The organism is Bradyrhizobium sp. NBAIM01, assembly GCF_020194115.1.
In the GTDB taxonomy this organism is placed as follows: Bacteria; Pseudomonadota; Alphaproteobacteria; order Rhizobiales; family Xanthobacteraceae; genus Bradyrhizobium; species Bradyrhizobium yuanmingense.
This window is the reverse complement of sequence record NZ_JADYVU010000004.1, coordinates 314,212-332,361: the sequence shown is the minus strand read 5'-3', so window position 1 is coordinate 332,361 and position 18,150 is coordinate 314,212. Positions and strand designations below refer to the sequence as shown.

Genomic DNA, 18,150 nt, shown 5'->3' with positions numbered 1-18,150 from the left:
ATGTCGTTCAAGAAGCTCCTGATCGCCAATCGCGGCGAGATCGCCATCCGCATCGCACGCGCGGCGGCCGATGCCGGCATTGCGACGGTCGCGATCCATCCCGCCGACGATGCGCTGTCGCTGCACGGGCGCGTTGCGGACGAGGCGATCGAGATCCCCGGCCGCGGCGCACGGGCCTATCTCGACATCGAGGCCGTGGTGATGGCGGCCAAGAGCGCAGCTTGCGATGCCGTGCATCCCGGCTATGGCTTCCTCAGCGAGAACGCGGCATTCGCGAAAGCCTGCGCCGACGCCGGAATCACCTTCGTTGGGCCGAAACCGGCTGCGCTCGAGCTGTTCGGCGACAAGGTTGCGGCACGTCAGCTGGCCAAACGCTGCGGCGTGCCGATCATTGCCGGCACCAGCGGGCCGTCGAGCCTCGAGGAGATCACGGCATTCTTTACCTCGCTCGGCAGCAATGCTGCGATCGTGATCAAGGCGATGGCGGGCGGTGGCGGCCGCGGCATGCGCGTGGTGGAGAACGCGTCCGATCTTGCGGAAGCCTATGCGCGCTGCCAGTCCGAGGCCAAGGCGGCGTTCGGCTTCGAGGGCGTCTATGCCGAACGGCTGATCCGGCAGGCGCGCCACATCGAGGTCCAGATCATCGGTGACCGCCATGGTGCGATCTCCCATCTCTGGGAACGCGAATGCACCATCCAGCGCCGGCACCAGAAGCTGATCGAGGTGGCGCCGAGCCCGTCATTGAGCGATGCCCTGCGCGGCCGCATCATCGAAGCGGCAAAGCAGCTGGCGGGCGCCGCGTCTTACGACAATCTCGGCACGTTCGAGTTTCTGGTCGACGGAACCGCCGAGGACAGCTTCGCCTTCATCGAGGCCAACCCGCGGCTCCAGGTCGAGCACACCGTGACCGAAGAGGTGCTCGGCGTCGATCTCGTCCGCGCTCAGCTCGCTGTCGCTGCAGGCAGCACGCTGGCCTCGCTTGGTCTCGCGCAGGCATCGATCCCGAAGCCGCGCGGCCATGCCATGCAGCTTCGCGTCAACATGGAGACGCTGGACGAGACCGGCGCCACGCATCCGACCGGTGGCGTCCTCGCCGTGTTCGAGCCGCCGTCGGGCCCCGGCGTGCGCGTCGATAGTTTCGGCTATGCCGGCTACAAGATCAGCGCGGCCTTCGACTCGCTGCTTGCCAAGGTGATCGTGCACACGCCGAGCGAGGCCTGGCATGACGTCGTCGCGAAAGCCTTGCGTGCGCTACGCGAGTTCCGGATAGATGGCGTCGTCACCAATATTGCCTTCCTCCAGTCGGTGCTCGCGCATCCCGATTTCAGGACCAACCGCATCGCGACTGATTTCATCGACCGCAACATTGCCAGGCTCGTGGAAGCATCGGATGGTGCCGCCAAGCCGCTTTACTTCGCCGCGGCAGAGCGCGGCGCCGGTCACAGCGCGGAGGTGCACGTCGCGCCAGCCGTACCCGAAGGCACGGTGATGGTCGCGGCCCCCTTGCAGGGAACCATCGTCACCATCCAGGTGAAGAAAGGCGAGATCGTCCGCCCCGGCCAGCAACTCGCCGTGATCGAGTCCATGAAGATGGAGCACCTCGTCATGGCCGAGCAGGGCGGGCGGGTGACAAAACTCGTCGCAGGTGACGGCGTCACGCTGATGCATGGCGAGCCGATCCTCTATCTCGAGCCGCTCGATGTCGCCGCCGACAGCACAACGGCAGAAGCCGACATCGATCTCGACCATATCCGTCCCGATCTTGCCGAGCTGATCGCCCGCCAGGCCAACACGCTCGACGAGAACCGCCCCGCTGCGGTCGAGCGCCGCCGCAACACCAACCAGCGCACCGCTCGCGAGAACGTCGCCCAGCTCGTCGACGACGGCTCGTTCATGGAGTACGGCAGCCTTGCGATCGCGGCGCAGCGCCGCCGGCGCAAGCTCGACGATCTCATCAAGAACACGCCGGCGGACGGCCTCGTCATGGGCGTCGCCACTGTCAATGCCGAGAAGTTCGGGCCAGAAGGCGCGCGCTGCATCGTCGTGGCCTACGACTACACCGTGCTCGCGGGCACGCAGGGCCACATGAACCACAAGAAGATCGATCGCATGCTGACGCTGGCGGAAGACTGGCGCGTGCCGCTGGTGTTCTATGCCGAAGGCGGCGGCGGCCGGCCCGGCGACACCGACCGGCTCGGCATGACCGGCCTCGACGGGCCGTCCTTCGTGCAGTTCGCGCGGCTCTCGGGCCTCGTGCCTGTCGTCGGCGTTGTTTCCGGCTATTGCTTCGCCGGCAACGCCGCGATGCTCGGTTGCTGCGATGTCATCATCGCCACCAAGAACGCTTCGATCGGCATGGGCGGTCCTGCCATGATCGAGGGCGGCGGCCTCGGCGTCTATCATCCGGCTGAGGTCGGCCCTGTATCATTCCAGTCGCCGAACGGCGTCATCGACATCCTGGTCGAGGACGAGGAGGAAGCGACCCGCGTCGCGCAAAAATATCTGTCCTATTTCCAGGGTGCGGTGGCGGATTGGGAGGCTGCTGACCAGCGCCTGCTCCGCCGCGCCATCCCCGAGAACCGCCTGCGCGTCTATGACATCCGCAGCGTGATCGACCTCGTCGCCGACAAGGATTCCGTGCTGGAGCTGCGCCGCGACTACGGCGTCGGCATGATCACCGCGCTGATCCGAATCGAAGGCAAGCCGTTCGGCCTGATTGCCAACAATCCGCGCCATCTCGGCGGCGCAATCGATGCCGATGCCGGCGACAAGGCTGCGCGTTTCCTCCAGCTCTGCGACGCCTTCGATCTGCCTGTTGTCTCGCTGTGCGACACGCCCGGCTTCATGGTCGGCCCCGAGGCGGAGAAGACCGCGATCGTGCGCCACGTCTCACGCATGTTCGTGACCGGCGCCAGCCTCACCGTGCCGCTGTTCGGCATCGTGCTGCGCAAGGGCTATGGTCTCGGCGCACAATCGATGATCGGCGGCGGCTTCCACGCCTCGTTCTTCACCGCGGCTTGGCCGACCGGGGAGTTCGGCGGCATGGGCCTGGAGGGCTACGTCCGCCTCGGCTTCCGCAAGGAGATGGAGGCGATCGCCGATCCCGAGGAGCGCGAGACCTATTACCGCAACAAGGTCGCCGAGCTCTATGCCAACGGCAAGGCGGTCTCGATCGCCTCCGTGTTCGAGATCGACAACGTCATCGACCCGGCCGAGACGCGGCGCTGGATCATGGCGGGCTTGCGCACGGTGCCGAAGCCCGAGCCGAGGACGGCGAAGAAGCGGCCGTGCATCGACACGTGGTGAGGGCGGTGCAGCAATAGCTGCTTTCCCGGTTCCCGATTGACATCCCCGCCTTTGCTGCCAGACTTTGCACAATAATACAGGGTGGAGACGTCCGCGATGGCCAGCCTCTCGGCCTCGAACCATGTCGCCCGTGTCTTGTCCGTCGCCAATCATGTGGCCGACGTCGACGCCTCCTCGCGGATTGCGAGTTCCTGGCGGCGCTGCCTCGTGAACCACAAGCTCGATCCCGCCCGCCAGGGCCCACCCCAGACGCTCACCGAAGCCGAAATCCGCCATGTCGCCGAGCCGATGGAGGAGACGATCCGGCTCGTCACGCCCGAGCTCGACGATCTCGCCCGTGTGCTGCACGACGCCGGCTACTGCGTCAATCTCGCCGATGTCAACGCGACCATGCTGTTCAGCCGTCTGCCGGGCGAAGCCGATGCAAGGATGTTTCTGGATTGGAAGATCTACACCGGCTCGAACTTCGCCGAGGCTTGCGAGGGCACCAATGGGCTCGGCACCGCGCTGGCCGAGCAGAAGCCGATCCTGGTGCATCGCGACGAGCATTTTCGGGCGCAATGGCACATGTTCTCCTGCGCGGTGGCGCCGCTGTTCGATCCGGTCGGCCGGCTCGCCGGTGCCGTCAACATCACCTCCTGCCGTGAGGATCTGGAGCGCGCCGCGCATCAGCTTGCACTTGCGGTGACGATGGAGGCGACGCGGCGGATGGAGGGTGCGATCTTCCGCGGGCATTTCCGCAATGCCTGGATCGCCACCGTGCCCGGTGACGGCGGCAGCGGCCTCGTCGCCTATGATGACGACCGCCGCATCGTCGGCGCCTGCCGCTCGGCGCGTGCGCTGCTCGGCCTCACCGACGGCATGATCGCCTCCGGCATCGACCTGTCGCGCTACCTCAAGTTCGACCATCACGCTGCGCGTGGCAGCGGCGAGATCGTCGAGCTGCGCCATGGCGACGGCCGTCCGTTGGGGCAGGGGCATGTTGCTCCGCCCCTGCGTGCGAGATCGCATGCGCCGCGCCGCGATGCGCAAGTCGATCGCTTTGATGCGTTGCACCGGCTCGCCGGCCGCGACCCCGGCCTGATCCGAAGCGTCAAACGGCTGCGGAGCATCGGCGATCACAATCTGCCGGTGCTGCTGCATGGCGAGACCGGCGTCGGCAAGGATGTGTTCGCGCGGGCTATTCACGGTGCGAGCAACCGCGCGCGCAACAATTATGTCGCGCTCAATTGTGCGGCGATGCCCGAGAGCCTGATCGACGCCGAGCTGTTCGGCTACGAGGCGGGCGCCTTCACCGGCGCGCGGCGCGAGGGTTCGAAGGGCCTGATCGTGCAGGCCGACGGCGGCACGCTGTTCCTCGACGAGATCGGCGACATGCCGATCGGCTTGCAGACGCGCCTGTTGCGCGTTCTGGAAAACCGCGAGGTCTGGCCGCTCGGCGCGCTCAAGCCCGTCACCGTCGATATTCGCCTGATCAGCGCCACGCATCGCGATCTCGGCCGCATGGCGGAAGCGGGGGCCTTCCGCGCCGACCTCTATTTTCGCCTGCGCGGCATCGAAGTGCGCCTGCCCGCCTTGCGCGAGCGCGCCGACCGCGCCGACATCATCCGCCAGATCGCGCGGGAGGAGGCGCCGAGCTGCCGGCTCTCGGAGGAGGCCTGGTCGCAGCTCGCGGCCTACCCGTTTCCCGGCAACATGCGCCAGCTCCGCCACGTGCTGCGGCTCGCCGGCTGCACGGCGGAAGATGGCGTCATCACCGATGCCGATCTCGATCTGCCGCCGTTTGGCGGACGGACGGAGCCTGATCTCGAAGCAGCCGAGCGTGCGACGATTGTCGCGGCGCTACGTAAGCATGATGGCCGCGTGACGGAAGCCGCACGTGCACTGAAGCTCAGCCGCGCGACGCTGTATCGCAAGATCAAGCAGTTGAAGATCGAGACGGCGCAGTAGCTCTTTCTTCCCCTCTCCCCTTGTGGGAGAGGGTGGCTCGCCGCGCCGCGGCGAGACGGGTGAGGGGTCTCTCTCCGCGTATGACTCTGGTGAGTTTGCAGAGAGATACCCCTCATCCGGCGCTTCGCGCCACCTTCTCCCACAAGGGGAGAAGGAAGAAAGCGAGCACTCGTCCTACGAAAAATCCGTCCAGCTCAGATGCCGTGCGTCGAGATCGCCGATCGTCACGTTCTCGCGGAGTTCTCGTGGCGTGTGGAAATTGCTGCGCAAGTACACCAGCGGCGTGACGGCAGCGGAATGCGAGGCGCTGCGGACCTCGCCGACGAAGATCGAATGCGTCGTCGTCTCGAACTCCTGCGCCAGCACGCAGTCGAACGCGGCCACCGCGTCCGCCAGCACCGGTGCGCCGGTCACGCCACGCGTCCATTGCCCGAAGGCGAAGCGATCGTCGCCGTCGACGCCCTTCTGGCCGCTGAAGGTGAGGGCGAGCAGCGCGTGATCCTCGTGCAAGAAGTTGATGGCGAAAGCACCTTCCTCCCGGATGCGGGCATGGGCGCTGGCGTTGCGGTTGACGCAGACGATCAGCGAGGGCGGCTTGTCCGACAACGAGCAGGCTGAGGTCACCGTCAGCCCCGTGCGCCTGCCGTGCTCGGCGCCCACCGTGACCAGCGCTACCGCACCGGCACATTGGCGCATCGCCTGCTTGAAGTCCTTCGCGTCCACCGTCACGCGGAAATCTCCCAGAATAGAAGCGGGTGCGGCACGATCGCGCCGCACCCGGCGCCAAGAGTCTAGCATGATCTCTTCGGAAAACCGCTATGCACTTTTCCGGATCATGCTTGCGTCAAGCCGCCTTCTTCGCGGAGCCGAGATGCCCAAGGCGCGGCATCACCTCGTTCTTCAGCAGCGAGAGCGAGTGGTGCCAGGCCTCGGCCTTGTGCTTGTAGTCGAAGCCGAACACGAGCAGCACGCCGAAGCCGCCGACCTCTTCGTAGATCTTCTCGATCTTCTCGGCGACCGTCGCGGGCGAGCCGACGATCCAGTTCCGCTTGGCGCAATATTCGACAGTGACGTCGCTGTCTGGCACATCGGGCGCGTGCTTCAGATAATCCTTGAAGCCGAAATGCCCGAGCAACGGCAGGAAGTACTCGCTCATCATTCGGCCCATCATGTCGCCGGTCGAGAGTTTCCAGGCCTCTTCGTCGGTGTCGGCGACGAATACCTCGCGCACCAGGCGCCAGTCCTGGCGGTTCGGCTTGCGGCCGGTCTTCGCGGCCCCGATCTCGACCGAGTCCCAATGGCTCGAGACATAGGCCGGGTTGAGGTTGAGGCTCATCGGGATGAAGCCGCGCTCGCCGGCGAGCTTGAGCGTGTCCGAGTTCTTGGACAGACCGGCAACGCCGATCGGCGGATGCGGCGCCTGCAGCGGCTTGATATGGGGCTTGAGGAAATCGAACATCGTGTCCGGCTTGGTTACCGTCCAGTACTTGCCCTTGTGGGTGAAGGGCGCCGGCTCGGTCCACAGCTTCAGGATGATCTCCAGCGCCTCGCGCGTCATGTCGCGGTTCTGCCCGCTCATGCCATCGACGTTGAACATCGCCCAGTCGCTCGGCAGCCCGCTCGCCGCCACGCCGAAATTGAGCCGGCCTTCGGAGAGATGGTCGAGCATGGCGACGCGGTTGGCGAGTTCGGCCGGGTGATGGTAGGGCAGCAGGAAGCCGCCCGGACCGATGCGCAGCTTCTTGGTCTGCATCAAGGCCTGCGCGATCAGGAGGTCCGGCGTGGGATTGGGTTCCCAGGGCGCGGTGTGGTGCTCGCCGACCCAGGCCTCCTGATAGCCGAGCTCGTCGAGCCAGCGCATGACCTGCAGATCCCAGTCGTTCCCTTCCTTCAGGCCGCACTCCGGCGGATGCGAAGGCATCGTGAAATAGCCGATCTCCATGGGTTTCCTCATCTGATGTTGACGCGTCTTGTCGCGCGTTGACGGAGTTGAGTGACGAAGTGTCAGCAAGCGTTGTGCCAGCGCGGCGGAGCCTCAAAATGAAGAGAAAGGGCTGGTTTGCCCGCGCAATAGCCGGTATCTCGACGGGGGCCTGCTGGACATCGTCTCATGTGTCGCGAGACGGCGTCTTGGCCATGAGACGAGGACGAGACCTGACATGACCGAACCCGCCTATGTCGCGGTGGACTGGGGCACCAGCAGCTTCCGGCTCTGGCTAGTCGATCCCGCCGGTCAGGTGCTGGCCGAGCGCCGCAGCGGTGAGGGCATGCTGGCGGCGGCTAGGACCGGTTTTCCCGCCGTGCTGCAAGCGCATCTGGCCGTAGTCGAAGCGCCCGCGCATCTGCCGGTTCTGGTCTGCGGCATGGCCGGTGCCAAGACCGGCTGGGTCGAGGCCGGCTACGTCGACACGCCGGCAAAGCTCTCAGCCGTCCTGAAACAGGCCGTGCGCGTGCCGGGCGAGGCGCGCGACGTTCGCATCCTGCCGGGCATCGCCCAGCGCGATGCCAAGGCGCCGGACGTCATGCGCGGCGAGGAGACGCAATTGCTCGGCGCGCTCGGCCTCGATGCCGCGGGCGAGGCGCTGGTCTGCATGCCCGGCACGCATTCGAAATGGGTGCGGGTGAAAGACGGCACGGTCGAGCGCTTCTCCACCTTCATGACCGGCGAGCTGTTCAGCGCCGTCTCGCGCGAGACGATCCTGTCGCTCGCGGTCGCCGGCGCTGATGACGCCGAAGATTTCGCGAGCTTCAAGGCAGCCGTAAAGGCCGCATTCGATGCTCCGGCCTTCGCCGCCAACCTGCTGTTCACTGCACGGTCGCGACAGCTCTTGTTCGGCGGCGCGCCGGCAGCGGCACGTGAGACGCTGTCGGGCACGTTGATCGGTGTGGAACTCGCGGCAGGGCTCTCCGGCACCGTGCCGCAAGCGGGCGTCCAGCTGATTGCCGCGGGGCGGCTTGCGGTGCTGTATCTGCTGGCATTCGAGGCGCTCTCGGTAACAGCAAATCCGGTCGATGCGGATGAAGCCGTCCGCCGCGGCCTGTCGATGGCGGCAGCCGCGATCTGGGCGAAGTAGAAGGACTGCGAGAGATGAGCGTTCCCTTTCCGCCGATGCAGCGGCCGCTGGTCGCGATCCTGCGCGGCATCAAGCCTGAGGAGACCGAAGCGATCGTCGGCGTCTTGGTCGAGGCCGGCATGACCGCGATCGAGATCCCCCTGAATTCACCCGATCCGTTCCGCTCGATCGCGCTTGCCGTGAAGCTCGCGCCATCAGGCGTGTTGATCGGCGCCGGCACGGTGCTGACGACGGCAGATGTCGATCGTCTCAACGATGTCGGCGGCAGGCTGATGGTCTCGCCCAATGTCGACACCGAAGTGCTGGCGCGCGCGCATCAGCATCGCATGGTGACCATGCCCGGCGTGTTCTCGCCGACCGAGGCGCTGCTGGCGGCGCGCGCGGGCGCGTCGAGCCTGAAATTCTTTCCGGCGAGCGTGCTCGGCGCTGCCGGCATCGCCGCGATCCGTGCCGTGCTGCCGGCAGGCGTGATGATCGCCGCCGTCGGCGGCGTCTCCGACCAGAATTTTGTCGAGTACATCAAGGGCGGGGTGACCGCCTTCGGGCTCGGCTCCAGCCTCTACAAGCCAGGCATGACGGCAACAGATGTCGCAGCCCGCGCAGAGGTGACAATTGCCGCTTACGATCGGGCAATTGAGAAAGATTGAGCCGACAATGAACTAGCCGTAATCCTGACTTGGTCTATTCTGCCATATGGTGGCGCGATGCCGACATGCGCGCATCGTGTTATGCGACTGGCTGAATCAGGAGGCCGACATGGCGATCAACAACGTGGCCGATCTGTTCGTGGCAACGCTCGAACAGGCCGGGGTCAAGCGCATCTACGGCATCGTCGGCGACAGCCTGAACGCGCTCACCGAGGCGCTGCGCCGCCGCGGCACGATCGAATGGATTCATGTCCGGCACGAGGAGGTCGCGGCCTTCGCGGCGGCCGGCGAAGCCGAGATGACCGGGAGCCTCGCGGTCTGCGCGGGCTCCTGCGGCCCCGGCAATCTGCATCTGATCAACGGCCTGTTCGACGCGCATCGCAGCCGCGTTCCCGTGCTGGCGATCGCGGCGCAGATCCCGACCGCCGAGATCGGCGGGGGCTATTTCCAGGAGACGCATCCGCAAAACCTGTTCCGCGAATGCAGCCATTATTGCGAGCTGGTGTCGGACCCGAGCCAGCTGCCTTTCGTGCTGGAGAATGCAATTCGCGCGGCGGTCGGCTTGCGCGGCGTTGCCGTCGTCGCGATGCCCGGCGATGTCGCGTTCCGGAGTCCTCCGAAGCGCGCGCTGTCGACGACGCGCGGCCTTGCGTTGGCTCCGCCGAAGGTCGTGCCGCAGCCGGACGAACTGAAGGCGCTCGCGGATCTCCTCAACGGCGCCGAACGCATCACGCTGTTCTGCGGCCGCGGCTGCGCCGGCGCACATGCGCCTTTGATGCAACTCGCTGAAGCGCTGAAGAGCCCGATCGTGCACGCGCTCGGCGGCAAGGAGCATGTCGAATACGACAACCCCTATGACGTCGGCATGACCGGCTTCATCGGCTTCTCCTCGGGCTACGCCGCGATGCACGCCTGCGACGCGCTGGTGATGCTCGGCACCGACTTCCCCTACAAGCAGTTCTTCCCTGATGATGCGAAGATCGCGCAGATCGACATCCGTCCGCAAAATCTGGGACGGCGCTGCAGGATCGATCTCGGCCTCGTCGGCGACGTCAAGCTCACCATCGAGGCGCTGCTGCCGCTGCTCACGGCCAAGACGCAGCGCAAGCATCTCGACGACGCCGTCGCGCACTACAAGAGAGCCCGCGAGGGCCTCGATTCGCTCGCCAGGGGCACGCCCGGAGCCAAGCCGATCCATCCGCAATATCTCGCCAAGGTCATCAGCGACCATGCCTCCGACGATGCCGTCTTCACCGCCGATGTCGGCACCCCGACGGTGTGGGCGGCGCGCTATCTCGACATGAACGGCCGCCGCCGGCTGATCGGCTCCTTCGTTCACGGCTCGATGGCCAATGCCATGCCGCAGGCGATCGGGGCGCAAGCGGCGCAGCCCGGACGCCAGGTCATCTCGCTCTCCGGCGACGGCGGCTTCACCATGCTGATGGGCGACCTGATCACGCTGACGCAGGAGAAGCTGCCGGTGAAGGTGGTCGTCTTCAACAACGGCGTGCTCGGCTTCGTCGCGCTCGAGATGAAGGCGGCGGGCTTCGTCGACACAAATGTCGACCTGGAGAACCCGGATTTCGCCGCGATGGCGCGCGCGATGGGCATCTTTGCCAAGCGCGTCGAGGATCCCGGCGAGCTTCCGGGCGCGATGAAAGAGATGCTGGCGCACAATGGGCCGGCGCTGCTCGACGTCGTCACCGCCAAGCAGGAGCTGTCGATGCCGCCGACCATCACGGCCGAGCAGATCAAGGGCTTCAGCCTCTGGGTGCTCCGCGCGGTGATGAACGGCCGCGGCGACGAGGTGCTGGACCTCGCGAAGACGAATCTCTTGCCGCGGTGATATCAGCCGGCGCGGTGGTTCACCTCTCCCCGCCGAGGAGAGGTGAACGTCTGCCAGTGCAGCACGACGCCGATCAGCATCGCCGGCACGAAGCCGAGCGCGATCAGGAAATGCGGCAGCTGCTTCGGCGAGATTAAGGCGATCGCGATATCGGAGATCAGCCACAGCGCTGCGAACATCACCGCAAAATCCGTTCGCGGGCACCGCAGGTAATAGAACACGGCGGTGATGACGATGGCCGGGCCGATCGCGATGCCGATCATGATCGCGGTCAGCTCCTTCGGCGTCAGCGTGTCGAGTACCATCGATGCCAGCAGCCAGAGTGCGGCGAACATGGCAACGATGTCGAGCGGATGCCGCAATCCAATTCCTCTGGCGAAAGGCGCGCTATCGTTGGGGCCGGAGCTGCGGCCGTCAAGTCAAAATGGGCTTATTCCTCGTCACTTCCAGGCGTCGGGCGCAGCATGAAGTGACCGAAAGCGGTGGCGATCGGCCTCGTCGCATCGTCCTGCCAGGCCCGCGCCTCGAAGGCGACGATACGTCGGCCCTGCTTCACGATCGAGACGTCGGCAAACGTGTCGAGCGCGCGTCCGGAGCGCAAGTAGTTGACGGTGAGGCCGATCGGCTTGGGCGGTGCGCCAGCGCCGAGCTCCCGCGCCACGCCGATGATGGCGGTGGTCTCGAGGAAGGCGCCCGTCATGCCGCCATGGATCGCCGGCAGGATCGGATTGCCGATGATCTGCGGCGAGAACGGCATCGTCAGCGTGCCGTCATCGTTGACGCGGATGCCGAGCGCGCGCGCGAACGGGCTGCGCGCAAAGGGCCCGTCCGGATCCTCCGGCGCCTCCAGCGTCGGGATGCTGCGCGCATCCATCCGGTGGTCGGCGAGCATGTTGGTGCGGTTGGCGCCGATCATGAAGCAGGCGGTCGCGGTCGCGACCGGATCGTCCTCGGACTCCTGATAGGCGGTGGAGCGCACGAAGGCGATCGAGCGCGTGGTGCGGTAGCAGACCGAATGCGCCTTGATGTCGAGGCCGGGCGTTGCCGGTTTCTGGTAGTCGATGCGAAGGTCCAGGGTCGCGATCGCGCGGGTGCCGTCGAGCGCAAGTTGCACCGCCATGCCGCAGCTCTCGTCCAGCATCGCGGTGACGACGCCGCCATGCAGCACGCCGGTCGCGGTGTCGCCGACGAAGGCCGGTCGATAGGGCAGGCTGGACCACGCCTCGCCAGGTGCGAACCGGTCGAGCTGGAGCCCGCTGATATGGCCGTAATCGGAGCGGCGGCCCTTGATGGCCTCGGCGAGTTCCTCGAAGGCAAGCGTGGTCGGCGTGGTGCTCATGGGGACCTTCTAGACCAGTGTCGGGCCTCGCGCAAAACCCGGAATGAGCCCCGCATCGGCGGTTTGGTCTCGACAGGGCGCGCCGAAGCGCCGATGGTGGGCGCTTCGTTCGTCGATGCACTGCAAGGAGCGCCCATGGCCGACCCCGAAACGCCCTCGACCGCCCAGGGGCCCGTCACCATTTCCACCTCCAGCGCCGAGCGGGCGCCGATCATCTATTTCGACGGCGCATCCTGCTTCGGTCACCACAACGGCGCGATCCAGATCGAGCTTGCCGCAAACCTGTTGATGCCGGTCGGCGCCGCCGTCAGGGTCGACGTGGTCCAGACCGCGCATCTGCGTTGCAGTGTCGCCGCAGCACTGGCACTGCGCGAAGCCCTCGAAAAGGCGCTCGCGATGTATCAGCAGGGTCAGAAGCAGCCGGTGGCGGAGGAGATACCGGCGGTCAAGAACTGAGGCTGTTGCGATCGCGTATCGATGCGATCGCACACTTGCTAAAGCGAGATCCATGCCACGGGCTCGCTGCAACCTCTCCCGCTTGCGGGAGAGGTCGCGCCGAAGGCGCGGGTGAGGGCTTTCTCCTCTAGGGGATTGTCCCATCGCGGAAACACCCTCTCCCCAGCCCTCTCCCGCAAGCGGGAGAGGGAGTGCACCTCCGCCGTAGCGATCGAACTGATCTCATCACGCTCTAGTTAGCCTACATGCACCTTCGGTTTTTTGCCGCCGTTCCACTTGCCGTCGAGCGCGCGCTCGATCTGGGCGGCTAGCTGCAGCAACAGGCCGTCATTGGCCTGCTTGGCGATGGCCTGGATGCCGAGCGGCAGGCCGTGGTCTTGCGCCGCCATCGGCATCGAGATCGCCGGCATGCCGCAGAGATTGGCGAGCGGCGTGAAGGCGAAGAAGCGCCAGAGATTCTCGAACCAGTCGCGCACATCAGGATTGTCCGAGATGGTGAGATATTCCCTGGTGCCGACCTTCGGCGTCGGCAGCGCCGTGATCGGCGTCAGGATCACGTCCCATTGCTCGAAGAAGCTGCCGAAGCCGCGCGAGGTCGTGTTGAACACGGCCTGCATCTTCGCCCGCTCGGCAAAGCTGGTGTGGCGCCCGGCTTCCCAGATGCGGATGTTCATCGGCTCGATCAGATCCTCCGGCGGCTTTTCCAGTCCGCGCGCAGCGAGCATATTGGAGATCACCACCGCGAAGTTCGAGATGTAGCAGGTGGTCTGCGCCTCGAAGGCGGCCGGGAGGTCGATCTCCGGCAGCGCATAGTCGACGTGATGGCCGAGGCCTTCGAGGAAGCGTCCGGCCTTCTCCAGCTCGGCAGCGAGCTCGGGCGTCGCGGTGTAATTGCCCCATGTGTGCGACAGCGCGATGCGAAGCTTGCCGGGATCGCGCTTGATCATCTCGCAATAAGGCTGCGCCGTGGTCCAGAACGGCATGAACTCGCCGGGCGCAGGCCCGCGCGCATGATCGACGAAGGCGGCAGTGTCGCGCACCGAGCGCGACTGGCAGCCCTGGATCGAGACGAGGCCGGTCAGGTCCGACATGTGCGGCGCGAGCGAGAACACGCCGCGCGAGACCTTCAGGCCGATATTGCCGTTGACGCCGGCGGGAATGCGGATCGAGCCGCCGCCGTCGGTCGCATGCGCGATCGGCACCACGCCCGCGGCCACCATCGCCGCGCTGCCTGCCGATGAGCCGCAGGTGGTGTAGTCCGTATTCCAGGGATTGCGCGTGACGTAGACGGCAGGATTGTCGGCCGACGAGCACACGCCGAATTCTGGCGTCGTGGTGCGACCGATCAGGTTGAGCCCCGCCTGACGGAATTTGCCGGTGAGGAACGTATCGGCGCTGGCGCGATTGCCGCGCATCAAGAGCGAGCCCATCTCCTGCAGCCGGCCCTTCATGGTCGGCCCGAGGTCCTTCATCAGGAAGGGCAGGCCGGCGAACGGACCTGCGAGATTGGCGCCGTCCTTGGCGGGATCGGCGATCACGTCCTCGAACAGCTCGACCACGCCGGACAGCGCTGGATTGACTTTGGCAACGCCCGCGGCGGCCTGGCGCGCCAGCTCCTTCGCCGTCAGCTCGCCCTTGCGAACGCGCCCCGCCAGCGCGACGCCATCGTGCTGTGCCCATTCATTCCAGCTCATCGGCAAAGTCATGAAGTCAAATCCCCTTAAGGTCGCGGCGTCACCTTTTTCGCAACGGCCCGCGTGAATCAACCGAGGCGCCACGAGGGGCAGGGTTGCGCCCGGCGGAGAGGTCGGGCTGCCGGCTATCAATCCGACAGTCGTGCGATCGCTGCAACCGGGCCGCCGCCGGCCGGCCCCTGATGCTCGGCGCCGCCGGACACGTAGACCGCGCCGGTGCCAGCAAGGCCCGCGATCAGGCCGCCGACCGCTGCGCGGGCGTGGCGTGTCGAGCTGATGTCAGTGTCTTCAAGCATGGTGTGGCGGAAGCCGCGCACGGTGCCGTCCGGCGAGGCCTCAGCCTTGGCGAAGATGTTGACGAGCGTGCGGCCCGCGGTGGTTTGCGGCGCAGCGCCGAGCCCGACACTGTTCAACGCCGATAGCACCGCCGCAGCGTCGATCGCATCCTCCATCACGCCATGCCCGACCACATAGTCACTTACCGATGACGCCGAATTGCCGAGCACGATGACGACGTTATGCATCAGCTCGATCCCCGACGAGGTCGAGGCCACCTTGGAGAACAGATCATAGCGCCGCAGCACGTCCTCGTCGCCGACGTTGGAACTGATCTCGCCGAGCGCGACCGCAACGCCCAACGCGGACGCACCGCGCGAATAGGCCATCGAGCCGTAAGCGTTTGTCGTTGCCGTTGTGTTGCCGCGGGCGTTTGCCGCCGCAACGCGCTCGCTGGTCAGCAGCGGGCATTTGATCTGCACGAAATGAACGTCCGCGGGATCGTTGATGCCGGCATCGGCCATGGCGGCTTGCACGGCCTTCGCTGTCTCGGCGATCTGCGCGGCGCGGCCGAGCTCCTCGGGCAAGAAGTCCCGCGTGTGCGCCATGCCGATGCTGAGGCGCTTGCCGGACAGGCCTGCCGGGCGCTCGGCCTCGCTCCGTGTGAACACCGTAAGATGCGGACTGAGTACGCCCTCGGTGCCGCCGGACATCACGAAGGCGATACGCTGCTCGACGGCCTCCGCCGACAGGCCGAGCTTGGGCGCCAGCGCCGTGCAGAGCGCGGCCACCGCGTATTCCCGGGTAAAATCGTTGACGCCGCCATTGCCCTCGGTCTTGCCGAGAACGGCAAGGATCGAGTCGGGATCGATCGCGCCGGAGCCGATCAAGTCCATCAGGCCGGAGACGTCGCCGGGTCCCGTGGTGGCGATCCTGAAGACGCCGACCGATGTGGTACGCATGATTGGTCCTCGTGCGGAGAGTTCATTGGCCCGGCGGGAGCAAGCAGGCGCGGAACGCGGGGCCGATGTCAAGTCGCCGCGCCCCCACGAATGTGGCGAGATCGCATCGGTCGGGCAAAAATCCTCTGTCGACGGTTGCGCACCGCACCTTGATGAATCAACCTTGGTTGGTCCATAAGCGGCGTCCCGCGGCCGGTGGTTCGCCCCTGCGCCCGCGTGCTTGGATTAGAGGGAATCTCGCGTGGCAAACATCAACCAGAAAATTGCGCAGGAGCTTGGGGTTCGCGCCGAGCAGGTCGAGGCGGCGGTGACGCTGCTCGACGGCGGCGCCACGGTTCCCTTCATCGCCCGCTACCGCAAGGAAGCGACCGGTGCGCTCGACGACGCGCAATTGCGCACTCTGGAGGAGCGCCTGGTTTACCTGCGCGAGCTCGAGGACCGCCGCAAGGCCATCCTCGAATCGGTTCGCGAGCAGGGCAAGCTCGACGCCGCGCTGGAAGCCACCATCATGGCCGCTGACAGCAAGGCCCGCCTGGAGGACATCTATCTGCCGTTCAAGCCGAAGCGCCGCACCAAGGCGGAGATCGCCAAGGAAGCCGGCCTCGAGCCGCTCGCCAATCAGCTTATGGCTGAGCCCGGCAATGATCCGAAGGTGGTCGCCGAAGGCTTCATCAACGCCGAGAAGGGCGTCGCTGACGCCGCTGCCGCGCTCGACGGCGCCCGCGCCATCCTGGTCGAGCGCTTCGACGAGGACGCCGATCTGATCGGCGCCCTGCGCGAGGAGATGTGGACCAATGCGCGCATGGCCTCCAAGGTGCGCGACGGCAAGAAGACCGAGGGCGAGAAGTTCGCCGACTATTTCGATTTCTCCGAGCCGCTGACAAAACTGCCCTCGCACCGCATCCTCGCGATGTTCCGCGGCGAGAAAGAAGAAATTCTCGACCTGCAAATTCAGCCCGAGGCCGAGGCGCCGCCGCCGGGCGTGCCGAGCGCCTATGAGTTGAAGATCATGAAGCGGTTCGGCATTGCCGATCTCAAGCGTCCCGGCGACCGCTGGCTGATCGATACCGTGCGCTGGGCCTGGCGCACCAAGATCCAGGTGCATCTCAATATCGATCTGCGCATGCGGCTGTGGAATTCGGCCGAGACCGAGGCCGTGCGCGTGTTCGCCTCGAACCTGCGTGACCTCCTGCTGGCCGCGCCCGCCGGCACCCGCGTCACCATGGGGCTCGATCCCGGCTACCGCACCGGCGTGAAGGTCGCCGTCGTCGATGCCACCGGCAAGGTGGTCGACACCACCGCGATCTATCCGCACGAGCCGCAGCGGCAATGGAACGAGTCGCTGGCGACGCTCGGCCGGCTCGCAATCAAGCACCGCGTCGAGCTGATCGCGATCGGCAACGGCACCGCCTCGCGCGAGACCGACAAGCTCGCCACCGAGCTGGTCAAGGGTCTGCCTGAGCTGAAGATGAACAAGATCGTGGTGTCGGAAGCCGGCGCGTCCGTCTATTCGGCCTCGGCCTTCGCCTCGGAGGAGCTGCCCGGCCTCGACGTCACCCTGCGCGGCGCGGTGTCGATCGCGCGGCGCCTGCAGGACCCGCTCGCCGAGCTCGTCAAGATCGAGCCGAAGGCGATCGGCGTCGGCCAGTATCAGCACGACCTCGGCCAGGCCAAGCTCGCCAAATCGCTCGACGCCGTGGTCGAGGATTGCGTGAACGCGGTCGGCGTCGACGTCAACACCGCCTCCGCGCCGCTGCTGGCGCGCGTGTCGGGCGTCGGCTCCGGCCTTGCCCAGAGCATCGTGGCGCATCGCGACGCCAACGGCCCGTTCAAGTCGCGCAAGGCGCTCAAGGACGTGCCGCGGCTCGGGCCGAAGGCGTTCGAGCAGTGCGCGGGCTTCCTGCGTATCCTCGGCGGCGAGGATCCGCTCGATGCCTCCGGCGTGCATCCAGAAGCCTATCCCGTGGTGCGCCGGATTCTCGAAGCGACCAGGAGCGACATCAAGGCGCTGATCGGCAACAGCGACGTCGTGCGCACGCTGAAGCCGAAGGATTTCGTCGACGAGACCTTCGGTCTGCCGACCGTCACCGACATCCTTCGCGAGTTGGAAAAGCCCGGTCGCGACCCGCGCCCTGCGTTCAAGGCGGCGGTGTTCAAGGAAGGCGTCGAGGAGATCAAGGATCTCAAGAAGGGCATGATCCTCGAGGGCACCGTGACAAACGTCGCCGCCTTCGGCGCCTTCGTCGACATCGGCGTGCACCAGGATGGCCTCGTGCACATCTCGGCGATGTCGAAGACCTACATCAAGGACCCGCGCGAGGTGGTGAAGCCCGGCGACATCGTCAAGGTGAAGGTGCTGGACTTCGAGGTGGCCCGCAAGCGCATCTCGCTGACGCTACGCCTCGACGACGAGGTCGGGCCTAAGAAGGACGCCCCCGGCATGCAGCGCGACAACAATCAGCGCAACGCAAGCCGCATGACGTCGTCTGCGCCGCGCAAGCAGGAATCTTCGGGCGGCGGCGCGCTCGCCGAAGCGCTGCGCCGCGCGGCGGAGAAGAACAACGGCAAGCGGGTGTAGCGGCTGAGCGGCGCCGTTAGGG

The 18,150-nt window shown here is 66.2% G+C and carries 13 protein-coding genes; 7 read left to right on the top strand and 6 right to left on the bottom strand.

The features are described from left to right. Both I6F31_RS16760 and I6F31_RS16755 read left to right on the top strand, forming a co-directional pair. Positions 1 to 3,306 carry a carboxyl transferase domain-containing protein gene (locus I6F31_RS16760; RefSeq protein WP_225148038.1) on the top strand — a complete coding sequence of 1,102 codons (3,306 nt, stop codon included), beginning with the start codon at positions 1 to 3 and terminating at the stop codon, positions 3,304 to 3,306. 96 nt (positions 3,307 to 3,402) lie between these two features. Further along, on the top strand, positions 3,403 to 5,256 hold the full coding sequence (locus I6F31_RS16755) for a sigma-54-dependent Fis family transcriptional regulator (RefSeq protein ID WP_225148037.1): 1,854 nt from the start codon (positions 3,403 to 3,405) through the stop codon (positions 5,254 to 5,256). A gap of 174 nt (positions 5,257 to 5,430) precedes the next feature. Here the strand turns inward: I6F31_RS16755 and I6F31_RS16750 are convergent, their stop codons facing one another. Beyond that, positions 5,431 to 5,985: a flavin reductase family protein gene (locus tag I6F31_RS16750; RefSeq protein WP_036009648.1), complete on the bottom strand. Its 555-nt coding sequence runs from the start codon at positions 5,983 to 5,985 to the stop codon at positions 5,431 to 5,433. A gap of 115 nt (positions 5,986 to 6,100) precedes the next feature. Then, on the bottom strand, positions 6,101 to 7,198 hold the full coding sequence (locus I6F31_RS16745; RefSeq protein ID WP_225185745.1) for an LLM class flavin-dependent oxidoreductase: 1,098 nt from the start codon (positions 7,196 to 7,198) through the stop codon (positions 6,101 to 6,103). 217 nt (positions 7,199 to 7,415) lie between these two features. Between I6F31_RS16745 and I6F31_RS16740 the strand changes: the two genes are divergently transcribed. From I6F31_RS16740 to poxB, 3 genes are all read left to right on the top strand, one after another. Further along, positions 7,416 to 8,330, top strand: a complete 915-nt coding sequence (locus tag I6F31_RS16740; protein WP_225185744.1) for a 2-dehydro-3-deoxygalactonokinase — start codon at positions 7,416 to 7,418, stop codon at positions 8,328 to 8,330. A 14-nt stretch (positions 8,331 to 8,344) separates the two neighbouring features. Beyond that, entirely contained in the window at positions 8,345 to 8,977 is a 633-nt protein-coding gene (locus tag I6F31_RS16735; protein WP_225151795.1) for a 2-dehydro-3-deoxy-6-phosphogalactonate aldolase, read from the top strand. A gap of 109 nt (positions 8,978 to 9,086) precedes the next feature. Then, positions 9,087 to 10,823 (top strand): ubiquinone-dependent pyruvate dehydrogenase, encoded by a 1,737-nt coding sequence (gene poxB / locus I6F31_RS16730; RefSeq protein ID WP_225185743.1) that lies wholly within the window; start codon positions 9,087 to 9,089, stop codon positions 10,821 to 10,823. 2 nt (positions 10,824 to 10,825) lie between these two features. On the opposite strand, the gene I6F31_RS16725 is transcribed toward poxB, so the two are convergent. Further along, positions 10,826 to 11,185 carry a hypothetical protein gene (locus I6F31_RS16725; RefSeq protein WP_225113897.1) on the bottom strand — a complete coding sequence of 120 codons (360 nt, stop codon included), beginning with the start codon at positions 11,183 to 11,185 and terminating at the stop codon, positions 10,826 to 10,828. A gap of 68 nt (positions 11,186 to 11,253) precedes the next feature. Beyond that, positions 11,254 to 12,162: a PaaI family thioesterase gene (locus I6F31_RS16720; RefSeq protein WP_225148033.1), complete on the bottom strand. Its 909-nt coding sequence runs from the start codon at positions 12,160 to 12,162 to the stop codon at positions 11,254 to 11,256. A gap of 135 nt (positions 12,163 to 12,297) precedes the next feature. Here I6F31_RS16720 and I6F31_RS16715 point away from each other — a divergent pair, with 135 nt between their 5' ends. Continuing rightward, a complete protein-coding gene (locus I6F31_RS16715) occupies positions 12,298 to 12,618 on the top strand; it encodes a hypothetical protein (RefSeq protein ID WP_036009675.1) in 321 nt (106 codons plus the stop codon). A 236-nt stretch (positions 12,619 to 12,854) separates the two neighbouring features. Here I6F31_RS16715 and I6F31_RS16710 read toward each other — a convergent pair whose 3' ends face one another. Further along, on the bottom strand, positions 12,855 to 14,324 hold the full coding sequence (locus tag I6F31_RS16710) for an amidase (RefSeq protein WP_225185742.1): 1,470 nt from the start codon (positions 14,322 to 14,324) through the stop codon (positions 12,855 to 12,857). Positions 14,325 to 14,440: 116 nt separating this feature from the next. Further along, positions 14,441 to 15,550 (bottom strand): ring-opening amidohydrolase, encoded by a 1,110-nt coding sequence (locus tag I6F31_RS16705; protein ID WP_225151789.1) that lies wholly within the window; start codon positions 15,548 to 15,550, stop codon positions 14,441 to 14,443. Positions 15,551 to 15,791: 241 nt separating this feature from the next. On the opposite strand from I6F31_RS16705, the gene I6F31_RS16700 reads away from it, so the two are divergent. Further along, positions 15,792 to 18,128, top strand: a complete 2,337-nt coding sequence (locus tag I6F31_RS16700; RefSeq protein ID WP_225151788.1) for a Tex family protein — start codon at positions 15,792 to 15,794, stop codon at positions 18,126 to 18,128. Positions 18,129 to 18,150: the final 22 nt, after the last annotated feature.